The organism is Companilactobacillus kimchiensis (assembly GCF_001438805.1).
GTDB lineage: Bacteria > Bacillota > Bacilli > Lactobacillales > Lactobacillaceae > Companilactobacillus > Companilactobacillus kimchiensis.
Map to the genome: position 1 here is coordinate 14,381 of NZ_JQCF01000004.1, position 12,181 is coordinate 26,561.

Sequence of the window (12,181 nt, forward strand, 5' to 3'; positions counted from 1 at the left end):
TAAAATATTTATATGCACAAATAATCATCATCTTATGTAGCTTGAATAATTTTTAACAAGGAAGGTAACTATGAAATTAGATCCGCATTTGGCACAAGTCATTGTTGATAAAATGATGATCAGTATTCCTTATAACATCAATATGATGAATGAAAAGGGTTATATCATTGCTAGTGGTGATAAAAAACGTATTAATACCCTACATATCGGCGCTATTGACACTATTAAAAGCGGTAAGACCAAGCCAATGATTGAATCATTTGGTGAGTACGGTCAGCCTGGTGTTAACATTCCCGTTGAATTTCTCGGAAAAACAATTGGTGTCATCGGTATTACTGGCGACCCCGAGAAAGTAACCCCTCTAGCAGCACTCTTGAAAATCTCTACTGAATTATTAATTTCTCAGATCAACCATAATAAAATTGAGAATCAGCAAAAAGAAACTCTTAATCACTTCCTATATCAATGGACGAGTCTTGATGATGCTTGGGAAAATGAAGAGTTAAAATTACGAGCACAGTCCCTGAGTATCGACTTGTCCTTAAAACGTTACGCAATTATTATTGAATCTAGTGAACCCACTAAATTGCCCTTAAATCAGCATGATTTTTCTTTCAGCAGAACTTCCGAACAACAACTGATTATTACTAAAAGCGAAATCAATTTGAACAATTATTTACATTTTTGTCAAAATAACAATTTAACTATTGGCATCAGTAATAAAACCAACAATTTAAAACTCGCCGTCCAACAGGCTCAAGAAACAATCAATGTCAGTCAAGAATTACAAATGGATCAGGCTTATTATTACTACCAGGTCAGTTTCTTAGATCATCTTTTAAAAAGTGATTTATACTCAACCAAAATTCTGAATATCTTCAAAAGTTTTCTTAAAACTAATTCTGGTTTGGAATTAATAGAAACTTTGGATTGTTACTTTAAACACAATGGCAATATTACTGATACTTCCAATGCCCTAAAAGTTCATCGTAATACGACCAATTATCGACTAAATAATATCTCGGAATATTTTAATTTAAATCTACATAATTTAACGGATTTATTGCAGTTATACACCAATTATTTATACTTCAAAAAATATCAATATGAACATCATTAATGCCATTTTGATGGACTTTTAATTTTATTATGCCTATCATTTAGTTGAATAATAACGATGTTAAGAGGTTTATAGTATGACATTAATGAATTTAAGTTACCGTACGAATTATTTACATACTTATTTCAAAACTACAGTTGTTTTACCAGATACTAACCGCGCTGCTTACCCTGTTATTTGGCTCTTACATGGATACACGGGTGATGATTCAACTTGGATCAGACATGTTAACATCGAACAACTCGCACGTGATCACGAAGTAACTATCATTATGCCCGAGGGACGAAATTCATTCTATTCAGATTCTGCTTTCATTCCTTATTACTCATATTTTGTTGATGAATTCATGCCTAAAATGCAAAGTTTGTTACCTATTTCAATTAATCGTGAAGAAAATTTCATTGCCGGATCAAGCATGGGCGGCTACGGTGCTTTAAAAATCGTCTTTCGCAACAATGATAAATTTAGCAAAGTGGCTGCTCTTTCACCTATCACCGATATTGAACATTTCCGTGATAATCCTAAGAGCCCTATGGCTAAAGAAACTTTTGACAGTATTTTTGATAGTCCCGAAAAGATTGCTCAAAATCAATTGATCAACATTTACAACAATCGTCAACCTAAACAGGAAATTTTAACGCTCTGTGGTGACAATGATTTTATGCATGAAGATAATATCATGTTCAAAAATTTCTTATCGATTCATGCTAAGGGTCGTTACACTTGGATGCCAGTTGAAGGAGATCATTCCTGGAAAACTTGGGGTAATAATATCAAAGAAGTCTTTGATTGGCTGGTCTAGCTCATTTTAGTTGAGCTTTTTTTATTTCATTAATGCTATGATTGATTTAACAAATAAAATTATAAAAAGGATACTAACCTTATGACTGAAAAATATTTAACTTTTGACTGTTATGGAACACTCTTAAATGAAGAACCAACCTATGCGGCAATTGAAACTATTGCCAAAAAAATTGGTGTTGATCCTAAGTTAGCCCGTCAGCGTTTTATTTCTTACCAAGATAGTCGCGATAACATGCATCCCTATTTAGATTATGCGATTTTGACTCGGAACAATTTAATCCACTTAGATTTTCAATTTGGGTTAACTCATCAATTTGAAAAATATTATGTTGATGTTTTAATTGCTCATCGCAGTTTAAAACCATTCCCTGAAGTCATTCCCACTTTAAAAAAGTTTATCGAACACGGTTATAAACTGATCATGATGTCAAATTCATCTTGGGATATCATTGATGCTAACGTTAAAGCTTTAGAAGTCCCCTTTGACGTCTGGACTGCTGAAGATGTCCATGCCTATAAACCAGATTTACATTTCTTTAACACCGTTGGCGAACATTATGGCTTTACACCTGAGAACCATTGGCACATTGCCGAAGGTTACTCCAGTGACATTCTTGCCACAGATCAAATAAATTGGCCTTCAATTTGGGTCAACCGACCTAATGAAACTCCTAGCACCGACGTACGACCAACACAGATGGTTGCTACCTTGGATCAAGCTTTACAATTTTTAGATTAATAACGATATCATTGTTAACCAAAGTTAATCCGTTACTTATTAATATTTTGAAAGCGAGGAATCACTTTGAAATCTATTACATTTAATCATCAAAATACTTCAGCAATTGGCATTGGAACCTGGCACATTGGTGAAGGAAATAGTGACAAAACTGAAGCTGAAATGGCAGCTATTAAATACGGTTTAGATCATGGAATCAACGTCATCGATACCGCCGAGATGTATGGTGAAGGGTTATCAGAAAAACTAGTTGGCAATGTCATCAAAGATTACCATCGCGATGATTTGCAACTGATTTCAAAATTTTACCCCTATCATGCCACACCTAAGTTAATTGAAGAAAGTCTCAAAGCCAGTCTAAAACGTTTGCAAACAGATTATTTGGATCTTTACCTCTTACATTGGCGTGGGGATATACCTTTGGAAGAAACTGTCTTGGGATTAGAAAAAATGGTTCAAGCAGGTCTAATTAAGAATTGGGGTGTCTCCAATTTTGACTTAAATGATTTGCAGGAGCTTACCAGTATCCCTGATGGTAAAAACTGTCGGATCAACGAGGATCTTTATAATATCGGTAGTCGTGGTATTGAATATTCAATTTTACCTTGGCAAAAGAAAAACCATATGTCATTTATTGGCTATTCACCATTTGGATCAGATGGTAGTGAATATTTAAAAATCGAGCCAATTTTAACAGCTATGGCTAATCAAAAACATGTTTCGGTTCATCAACTTCTTCTTGCTTGGGTACTTCGTAACCACGATCTGCTCAGCATTCCTAAAACAGGTTCAGTGGAACACATGCAAAGTAACCTAGCTGCAATCGATATAAAATTCACTGCAGACGAATTAGAATTACTAGATTTATCTTACCCAGAACCAAAACATAATGGTGATTTAGATACTATCTAAAATTTATTATTTAATTTCAAAAGGTCCTATCAATCAGAAACGATTGATAGGACCTTTTACATTAATTATAACAATTATTTAACTTCCGTTAATTCCAAAATATATTTATTAATGGCAGCTGCCACACCACTGTGATTATTGTCGAGTGTTTCAACTCTGCTAATCTCCTTGACTTCATCAGTAGCATTCCCCATGGCAACACTCAATCCGACTCGTTTTAGCATTGGAAGATCATTATCCATATCACCAATTGCCATAACTTGCTTAATGTCAATCTTCAAATGTTTGACCAAGTATTCTAAGGCAATACCCTTGTTGACATCTTTAGGAAACATTTCAATTTCCTGATCACTTGTTTGAACGACAAAGTAATTACCATCGTAAGTTGTATGAATCAAGTCAGCCATCTTTGTTAAATCGTGTTTATGAGTTCTCAAAAGAAATTTAACGATACCTAGATTAGTATCCAACATATGTTTCTCAATCCAATCTTGATAACTATCATAATGGGTTCCCTTATTATCAATCAGATCGAAGTGAATCTTGTGATCCATGAGAAAATTAGCAATTTCTTCACAATCTTCATTATGAAGTGCCTTTTGGTAAATTATTTGATCATCATAGTTCTGAATAATATTTCCACCGAAATAAATCATATATTGATCTGGTCCATTTAAACCTATTTCTTGAGCATTACCAATCACTCCATCATAAGCTCTCCCTGAGCACAACACTACTTTAATACCCTTATTCAAGGCTTGTCTAATTGCCTGAATATTCTCTTTGGTAATCTTTTGTTTATCATTTAATAAAGTTCCATCTATGTCAATTGCTATTAGTTTATAATCCATAATATTCTCCTTAGATTATTCATTTTCAATGACATTGTAACCTATTTCATAATTATATTAATAGCAAAGCTAACTATAATTTAGCAATATAGACACTACGTATATTTTTAGTAAAATCAATTACTAATTAGGCTCTTCCCTATTTTTTCATTTAATACGCTCAATAAAATCTCTAAAAATGGCCAATTGTCGAGAATCATCTTGCCACATATTTTCTGGATGCCATTGTACTGCCTGGACACTTGCATCAGCATTTTCGATTCCTTCAATAACACCATCAGAGGCCTTGGCAACGACTTTTAACCCTTCTCGTACATTGCGAATTGCCTGATGATGTCGGGAATTAACAAAAATGTTATCACCAATCGTCTTGAATAGCTTTGAATCACGATTAACTGAAATAAAATGGGTCGGCTGCTCTCCCGGTGAGGATTGATGATGTTTCAACACTTTGCCCGGATATTGACTAGCCAGATCCTGATAGATCGAACCTCCCAAAGCCACATTGATAATTTGAGCGCCCCGGCAAATTCCTAAGATAGGAACATGTTTAGCTACTGCGGTTCTAATCAAAGCTATTTCAAATATATCTCGGTTTCGATTAGTAACTCCCAATTCCGGGATTGGCTCTTCTCCCATAAAAGTCGGATCAATATCTGGTCCACCCGGGAAAATCACGCCGTCTAATTTTTCTAAAAGGCTGTTGATATCTTCCTTAGGAATGTAAGGCAAACTAACTGGAATTCCACCAGCAGCCAAAACAGCATCAACTGCAGGTCGTGGTACAAAGTCCATTAATTTTTGATTAATAATCGGGGTAGTTCCCAAATAGACATCCGCTGAAATCCCAATCAATTTACTCATAAATTATTATCTCCTTTTCGAGATTTAACTGTTAAATTAGCTTTTCAATTCGTTCGTTAAATATTTTATTAATATTATTAAACATTTACTAATAAAAGTCCATTGTTATAACGTTATAAATTATATGAATCGCATTTTATAAGCTTTTTATTTCACATTTTTCTAATAAATTTTTAATTTTTAAACAAAAAGCCATCTTTTCTAATAAACAAAGCTTTATCCTTTTTGATTCAAACCATCTTCTTGGGTGATTCTTTGTATATGAATAATAAAATATAGCATCTCTTGACTATTTAATTCAATTCCCATTAACTGTTTGATTTCTCTAAATATTTGTCTAGCTATGTCAGTTGATCCCGGATAATTTTGTTCCATTTCTAACTCAATTTTACGATCAAAGCTGGTATCATCGGACATATTATTTAGACGTTCCGTCAAATATTGCAAATGAATCATAAATCGATCGTAATAATTGCTATTACCGCGACTACGAAAAATATTGTTTCGAACTAAAACAGTTTGAATAAGCTTATTAAAATCAACTGTTCGCTTTACCTTAGAACGTTGTACCGTCCCGTCATTTTTGGCATTAATAAAATGTAAAGCTAAATTCTTAATTTCTGAATCTGGTAAGTCGATATTTAAATTATGATTAATAATATTTAAACCTTTACTGGCAATCAAATACTCATCAATATATGCATCACTCATATCGGGTATTTGACTAGCTTGATATTGATTGGATTGATATCGCTGATATACTCCATAAATATGATCACTCAGCGTTATGTACACATAATCCATAACAGGATAATTAAATTTTTTTTTAGCATAATCCACAATTTCATATGTAGTAGTAACAACATCAATCGGTATATCCTTCAATAAAAAATATAGATTTTTCTGAGAGTCAACTGTATCCAAATAGAAGATTTTTTCAATCTTTTGACTGTCCAAAAAATTACCCTTGGATTTATTAAAGGCAATCCCTTTTCCCTTAACGATTGCCTGTTGATCATCATTCAAATTGACGATAACCGTATTATTATTAAAAATCTGTTTTATTGTTAATTGCATGATTCCCTCCCCTACAATCAATTATAAAGTAGTTACTATTCTTTGACCTTGAATCCTAAAAAGAACGGGATCTGACAGGTTCAGCTTTCAATCATTAGAATAAACAGGCTGTAGTAATCTGAAGAAACGATTACTACAGCCTGTTTTAAGTTCTATGCTACATAGTCCCAGCTTTAACCTTCTTATAGTGCAAATTTTTCAATAGCCAATCCCACTCCACTATGATTATTGTCACTAGTTACAAAATCACTGGCGGCCTTAACATCGGGTAAAGCATTGCCCATAGCAACTCCTTTACCAACTAATTTCAACATAGGAATATCATTGTCACGATCTCCCATCGCTATAACGCTGTCTAAATCAATGTTTAATTTACTAGTCAAGGCCTTAATAGCTTGGCCTTTATTAACGTCTTTAGGGAAAATCTCTAAGAATCCAAGCCCGGTTCTAACCACAAAATAATCCTTGTCGAATTTTTCATGAACCATCTCACTGATATCATCAAGTTTATTTCCATTACCGTTGATAATTGCTTTAACAATTTCAAAATCATCAGGCAACTGGTCTGGTTCCTTTAGATATAAACCGTTATCATTTTCATAGGCTTGCATGATTGTATATTTATCTAGCAAACCTTGTCCACTGGTATAAGTGTTTCCTTGATTGTCGACAACATTGTAATCCAGTTCATTCTCTTTAACGAATTTAACAAATTTGCGATAGAATTGGTTACTCATCGTTCTTTGAAAGACGATTTCACCAATCATATTTTCAATAATAGCTCCACCATTGGTGATCATATATTGATCAGGTCCGTTGATTCCCAGATTCTTGGCATAATTAACTACTGCATTGTGGGTTCTACCCGAGCAAAGAACTATTTTGATACCTTTTTTCAGAGCCTTCTCAATAGCTTCTTTATTATGTGTCGAGACCACCTTTTCACTGGTTAAAAGCGTGTCATCCATATCTAATGCGATCAACTTATAATCCATAACTAATCTCCTTTATTGTCTTATCTCTATTGTAATATTTTTTCAAAAAAAGAGCTTTGAGATTATTGAATTATCTCAAAGCTCTTTGATTTAATTTTGATCAGTCAGGAATCTCATGTGTTTCACTAAGCTTTTTAAACCAGAAGGCACTCTTTTTAACATAACGTTTTTGCGTAGGAAAATCGACGAAGAACAAACCATAACGTTTACTATATCCGTTTGTCCATGAGAATTGATCCTGAAGTGACCACATAAAGTATCCTTTGACATTTGCACCATCATTGATAGCTTCAGCAATCGCTTTAAAATACTTTTTCAAATAATCGATTCGCTTCGGATCATCAATAATTGTCTTTGAATTAGCATTCTCAGGTAAGCTTTCTTTTAATCCAATACCGTTCTCAGTAATATAGATTGCTGGTACTAAAGGATATTCATCGTGAATTCGCATTAAAATATCATGCATCCCTTTAGGATAAATGGACCAATCCCAATCAGTTGTTTCAATCCCATCAGGACGTTTTTCTTCTCCAATTCCATGTAATCTAGAAACTGAGCTACCTTTGGCTCCTGTACCATTATGAATTGTCTCAGATGCACCATCGTAAGCTCGTAGCCATTTACTAAAGTAATTATTCACTCCAACAAAATCTAACTGATGAGCTGCCTGACTAAGCTCAGTCATTTCTTCAGGCGTTGATTTAAACATTGGTTGATTATTAGCTATTAAAATTTCTTTAACTAAATCTAAAGTTTCTGGACGATATTCACCAGCTAAAGTTCCATCTAGATAAAGACGATTTTCAAAAGCATCTTGTAAATCAGCAGCGTGTTTATCAGCTGGACTATCGCTATAGGGATAAACGGTTTGCAAAGCATGAACAATCCCAATCTCTCCACCTAAATTCATTTTTTTATAGGCATTGACGATTCTAGCGTGTGCAACCATTTGATTATGTTCTGCTTGAAAAGCATTATCAAAACGTCCCTTTTCACCGGGTGGGAAGGTTCCACTGACGTGTTGTTGGATTGCCATTGATGTGGGTTCATTGATGGTGATCCAATATTTTATTTCTGGAAATTCTTTAAAACAATATTCTGAATATTTAACAAAAGCATCTAACATGATTGGACTTAGCCAATCACCAATCTCATGCATTTTTAATGGTGTATCAAAATGATGTAATGTTACAAAAGGAACAATATGGTGTTTGGCACAGGCAGCAAATAATTTATGATAGTAAGCCACTCCTCTGGGTTCAACTGCACCTGTTCCTTCAGGAAAAATTCTTGACCAGGCGATGGAAACTCTAATAGCTTGAACTCCATATTTTTCTGACAATGCTAAATCTTCATCATAACGGTGATAAAAATCGGCGGCAGGATCAGGACTAAAACGTCCCTGTTTTTCCAGATAATCATCCCATAGAACTTTTCCTTTGCCGTCTTCCTTAGTAGCACCTTCAACTTGATAAGCAGCGCTGGCGCCACCCATTAGAAAATCTTTTGGTAATTTAAGCATTAATAAAACCTCCTAAATATGAGCTTTAACAAATTGCAATGATTTCTCTGGATTTCTGGTCAATTCAATATATTCCCTACCAGATGTAGTAGCTAATTTAACACCATACTTATCGGTAATTTTTTGAACATTACCTTTCATACTTTCCATTTGTGGAGCCAGGATAACAAGATCCATATCTTGAATCATATTCATATCTTGACCATAAGCACGAGCCGCCGCTGATAGTGGTAAATTACGTTCTTTAGCTGTCTTGTTCAATGCATTGGCGAGAATACCACTAGTCCCACCACCGGCACAAATGACCATAACAGCGGTTTCTTTATCAAATCCCGTACTACTTGAGTCTTTTGTATCTGTAACAGTAGTCTCTGGTTCTTCAGTAGCTGTAGCTACAACTGCATCATCAGTTACGTCAACTTCTCCGACTGCTTCAGTTGCTAAACCTTCTGTGGCAGCTCTTTTATTTTCTTCATCAAGAAGTTGTGAGTCATAGACCCTCATGAATGGGAGCCAGATAAAGACATCTAATAACAAACTCAAAGCCACAAAGACAAAGGCCAATGGAGCAAAACCAGTACTTACTAAAATACCAATTGGAGCTGGTATTACCCATGGCATGGTATACATCATACCGTTCATACCTAAAACTGAAATGAAGAATTTGAATAGGCAGATATTAACCATTGGTGTTATAACGAATGGAATAAAGAAGATTGGATTCATAATAATCGGAGCACCAAACAAAATTGGTTCATTAACTGAGAAACTTACAGGGATAAATGAAGCCTTCCCCAAAGCCTTTAATTGCTTCGATCTAGCTAAAAACAGGAATAAGAATACTAAAACGAAGGTTGAACCAGTACCACCCATGTTCATAACATAATCTTGAGCATTTTGAGCCAAAACATGTGTAGCTTGTTGACCACCTTGAATCAATTTCAAGTTAGCTGTTGTATTGGTAACCTCAATAGCAGCTACGGCTGGTGCAACAATTGAGGGACCTTGGACACCGACGAACCAGAAGAATCCCATGGCTCCAGCAATAATGGCTAATCCCAGATAAGAATCACTGGCAGAAAAAATTGGTGCTAATAATGCAATGATTAATTGAGCAAGATTTTTACCAGTAAAAGTAGCCAATAATAATGAAAATGCCCAGAAAACAGTTACTGATAAGAACATTGGAATAACATCTTTAAAAGTCTGTGAAATATTCTGTGGTACTTGTGGGGGCATTTTGATTGTGACGTTGTTCTTAATACATACATAATAAATATTGGGAACAATCAAACCAACAATGTATGAAGCAACCAATCCTTGAGTACCTAGGTATGTTAGATCAGCACCACCCTTGTTTTGAACAATTGCACTAATGATAAAAGCAATTTCAGCTGCTAAAATTACAGAAACAGCATTCATTTGATTCGTTTTTGGTAAATCTAAATTTTTAGTATCAGTCAAGTTTTTGGCCGTGGTTGCTGTAACAAACAATGCTAAAAGACCCATTGAGTAGTTATAAGCAATCATAATATTATTTTCAATATTCGTAGGCCAATGATATCCCCATGCATTTGGAACATAAGCAACTAGGATGAATAATGATGAAAATAGAATGATTGGCATTGCGGCAATGAATCCATCACGAATGGCAGAAACATAAGCATTGGAGGCAATCTTTTCAAATCCTGGTTTCATTTTTTCGATTTTACTAGTAACAACATCCATCTCTAAAACCCCCTTCTATAACTTAATTGTTCATATCTAATTTGGCTTCGATCTTGTTGATTCGATCATATTCATCAATAAAGAACTTGCATTGATCCATTAACATCATGGTTGTCATCAATGTATCCTGACCATGAACCATGATAAAGGTAACGTCCATATCCATTCCACCAGCTTCATTCGCTAACAACTTAGTTTGTTCGTTGTGGGCATCAACGATTGATTGATTAGCCTCTTCAACTAATTTTTTTGCCTCGTCAATTTTTCCTTCACGAGCATTCTCTAATGCCTTCATCAGAGCTGATCTGGCATCCCCTGAATAAGCAACAATTGCAAAACCTGTCATTGAAATATCTTCTTTAGTAACTGCCATAATTATTTACCTCTTATTTGTAATTTTTTCTTTTGTTAAACGTTGAATATGAATTATGAAATATAAAAGTTCATTACTATTAAGTTTAGTATCAAATCTCATTTGAAGTTTTTCATAAATTTCTCGAGCGATACTCGATGATTGTGGATATTCCACTTTCATTTCTGATTCCAACCTATTACTGAAATCCTTTTCGTTATCATCGTCATTATCTAAACGACCGGCTAAATACTGCAAGTGAATCATGAATCTGTCAAAATAATTACCATTGCTTTCAATTCGGTAGATCTGATTTTTATTTAGAATTGAAGTTACAATATCATTGACTTCTTTAGTCATATCCTTTTTCAAATCACTAGTCTTTGACTCTTCACCTTTAGCATTGATGAAATGTAGAGCAATACTTTTAATTTCCGACTCCGGAAAATCAACCCGTAGATTCTGATTGATAACATTCAAGGCATGTCTGGCAATTAAATATTCCGTAGGATATTGATCATGCATATCGGGGACTAAACTTGCCTGATAAGTATGTGCTAACACCCTTTTGTAGGCTCCAAATATATGATCACTTAACGTAATATAGACATAATCCAAAATACTGTAATTAAATTCTTTTTTAGCGTAATCAATAATTTCATAAGTAGTTGTCACTACATCAATTGGAATATCCTTGATCAAAAAATATAAATTTTCTCTTGAAGATTTTGTATTTAAATAAAATATATTTTCAATCTTCCCACTGTCAATCTGTGCACCCTTCGTCTTTTTAAAAGTGATTCCTTTGCCCTTCACAATTGCTTGACGTTTATCTCCTAGGTCGACTAACGCACTGTTATTGTTAAAGACTTGGGCTATCTCTACCATTTCATTACCCCCTTTCTGGCAACAAAAAAGAGACCACTAACGTTTTTCCAATAGTAGTCTTTGAGGACTATTATTGAAGAAATACGTTAAGTGATCTCGCCTAATTTAATAGTAACAATTCACTGAAATATATTTATCTTTCAACACGGATCAGTATAAAACACATATCAGTATTTGTAAACGTTTTCATTGAATTATTTTTTGAATTCCATATTTTTCAATCAAAAATTTTTTATAAATCCCGTTTCGATAGGACTTTAAGTGTTATTTTAGTCACATAAGCTTTTCGAAAAAATAGGCCTAGATAATCAAATATTTGATTATCTAGG

At 34.2% G+C, this 12,181-nt stretch carries 12 protein-coding genes; 4 read left to right on the top strand and 8 right to left on the bottom strand.

Features of this window, described 5'->3' with window-relative positions:
- The first annotated feature begins 70 nt into the window (after nt 1-70).
- The 4 genes from IV57_RS03145 (at nt 71) to IV57_RS03160 (ending at nt 3,575) form a co-directional block, all read left to right on the top strand.
- The gene (locus IV57_RS03145; RefSeq protein ID WP_057880043.1) at nt 71-1,120 is read left to right on the top strand and encodes a CdaR family transcriptional regulator; all 1,050 of its coding nucleotides are present in this window, start codon (nt 71-73) and stop codon (nt 1,118-1,120) included.
- Between the two features lie 76 nt (nt 1,121-1,196).
- Nucleotides 1,197-1,922, top strand: a complete 726-nt coding sequence (locus IV57_RS03150) for an alpha/beta hydrolase (RefSeq protein ID WP_057880044.1) — start codon at nt 1,197-1,199, stop codon at nt 1,920-1,922.
- 81 nt (nt 1,923-2,003) lie between these two features.
- Nucleotides 2,004-2,663 carry an HAD family hydrolase gene (locus IV57_RS03155; protein ID WP_057880045.1) on the top strand — a complete coding sequence of 220 codons (660 nt, stop codon included), beginning with the start codon at nt 2,004-2,006 and terminating at the stop codon, nt 2,661-2,663.
- A gap of 66 nt (nt 2,664-2,729) precedes the next feature.
- A complete protein-coding gene (locus tag IV57_RS03160; protein ID WP_057880046.1) occupies nt 2,730-3,575 on the top strand; it encodes an aldo/keto reductase in 846 nt (281 codons plus the stop codon).
- Between the two features lie 74 nt (nt 3,576-3,649).
- Here the strand turns inward: IV57_RS03160 and IV57_RS03165 are convergent, their stop codons facing one another.
- From IV57_RS03165 to IV57_RS03200, 8 genes are all read right to left on the bottom strand, one after another.
- On the bottom strand, nt 3,650-4,426 hold the full coding sequence (locus IV57_RS03165) for a Cof-type HAD-IIB family hydrolase (RefSeq protein WP_057880047.1): 777 nt from the start codon (nt 4,424-4,426) through the stop codon (nt 3,650-3,652).
- Between the two features lie 147 nt (nt 4,427-4,573).
- Nucleotides 4,574-5,290 (bottom strand): gamma-glutamyl-gamma-aminobutyrate hydrolase family protein, encoded by a 717-nt coding sequence (locus IV57_RS03170; protein ID WP_057880048.1) that lies wholly within the window; start codon nt 5,288-5,290, stop codon nt 4,574-4,576.
- Between the two features lie 216 nt (nt 5,291-5,506).
- Nucleotides 5,507-6,367 carry a PRD domain-containing protein gene (locus tag IV57_RS03175; RefSeq protein ID WP_057880049.1) on the bottom strand — a complete coding sequence of 287 codons (861 nt, stop codon included), beginning with the start codon at nt 6,365-6,367 and terminating at the stop codon, nt 5,507-5,509.
- Between the two features lie 182 nt (nt 6,368-6,549).
- Nucleotides 6,550-7,362, bottom strand: coding sequence for a Cof-type HAD-IIB family hydrolase (locus IV57_RS03180; RefSeq protein WP_057880050.1), 813 nt, complete (start codon nt 7,360-7,362; stop codon nt 6,550-6,552).
- 100 nt (nt 7,363-7,462) lie between these two features.
- Nucleotides 7,463-8,884 carry a 6-phospho-beta-galactosidase gene (gene lacG, locus IV57_RS03185; protein WP_057880051.1) on the bottom strand — a complete coding sequence of 474 codons (1,422 nt, stop codon included), beginning with the start codon at nt 8,882-8,884 and terminating at the stop codon, nt 7,463-7,465.
- Between the two features lie 12 nt (nt 8,885-8,896).
- Nucleotides 8,897-10,612, bottom strand: coding sequence for a lactose-specific PTS transporter subunit EIIC (locus tag IV57_RS03190; protein WP_057880052.1), 1,716 nt, complete (start codon nt 10,610-10,612; stop codon nt 8,897-8,899).
- A 22-nt stretch (nt 10,613-10,634) separates the two neighbouring features.
- Entirely contained in the window at nt 10,635-10,985 is a 351-nt protein-coding gene (locus IV57_RS03195) for a PTS lactose/cellobiose transporter subunit IIA (protein WP_057880053.1), read from the bottom strand.
- A 6-nt stretch (nt 10,986-10,991) separates the two neighbouring features.
- Nucleotides 10,992-11,852 carry a PRD domain-containing protein gene (locus tag IV57_RS03200; protein ID WP_057880054.1) on the bottom strand — a complete coding sequence of 287 codons (861 nt, stop codon included), beginning with the start codon at nt 11,850-11,852 and terminating at the stop codon, nt 10,992-10,994.
- Nucleotides 11,853-12,181: the final 329 nt, after the last annotated feature.

Excerpts from the sequence above, each read along its gene's own strand:
- lacG (WP_057880051.1), bottom strand. The coding sequence starts at position 8,884 with ATGCTTAAATTACCAAAAGATTTTCTAATGGGTGGCGCCAGCGCTGCT.
- IV57_RS03150 (WP_057880044.1), top strand. The coding sequence starts at position 1,197 with ATGACATTAATGAATTTAAGTTACCGTACGAATTATTTACATACTTAT.
- IV57_RS03200 (WP_057880054.1), bottom strand. The coding sequence starts at position 11,852 with ATGGTAGAGATAGCCCAAGTCTTTAACAATAACAGTGCGTTAGTCGAC.
- IV57_RS03165 (WP_057880047.1), bottom strand. The coding sequence starts at position 4,426 with ATGGATTATAAACTAATAGCAATTGACATAGATGGAACTTTATTAAAT.
- IV57_RS03195 (WP_057880053.1), bottom strand. The coding sequence starts at position 10,985 with ATGGCAGTTACTAAAGAAGATATTTCAATGACAGGTTTTGCAATTGTT.
- IV57_RS03180 (WP_057880050.1), bottom strand. The coding sequence starts at position 7,362 with ATGGATTATAAGTTGATCGCATTAGATATGGATGACACGCTTTTAACC.
- IV57_RS03170 (WP_057880048.1), bottom strand. The coding sequence starts at position 5,290 with ATGAGTAAATTGATTGGGATTTCAGCGGATGTCTATTTGGGAACTACC.
- IV57_RS03145 (WP_057880043.1), top strand. The coding sequence starts at position 71 with ATGAAATTAGATCCGCATTTGGCACAAGTCATTGTTGATAAAATGATG.
- IV57_RS03155 (WP_057880045.1), top strand. The coding sequence starts at position 2,004 with ATGACTGAAAAATATTTAACTTTTGACTGTTATGGAACACTCTTAAAT.
- IV57_RS03190 (WP_057880052.1), bottom strand. The coding sequence starts at position 10,612 with ATGGATGTTGTTACTAGTAAAATCGAAAAAATGAAACCAGGATTTGAA.
- IV57_RS03175 (WP_057880049.1), bottom strand. The coding sequence starts at position 6,367 with ATGCAATTAACAATAAAACAGATTTTTAATAATAATACGGTTATCGTC.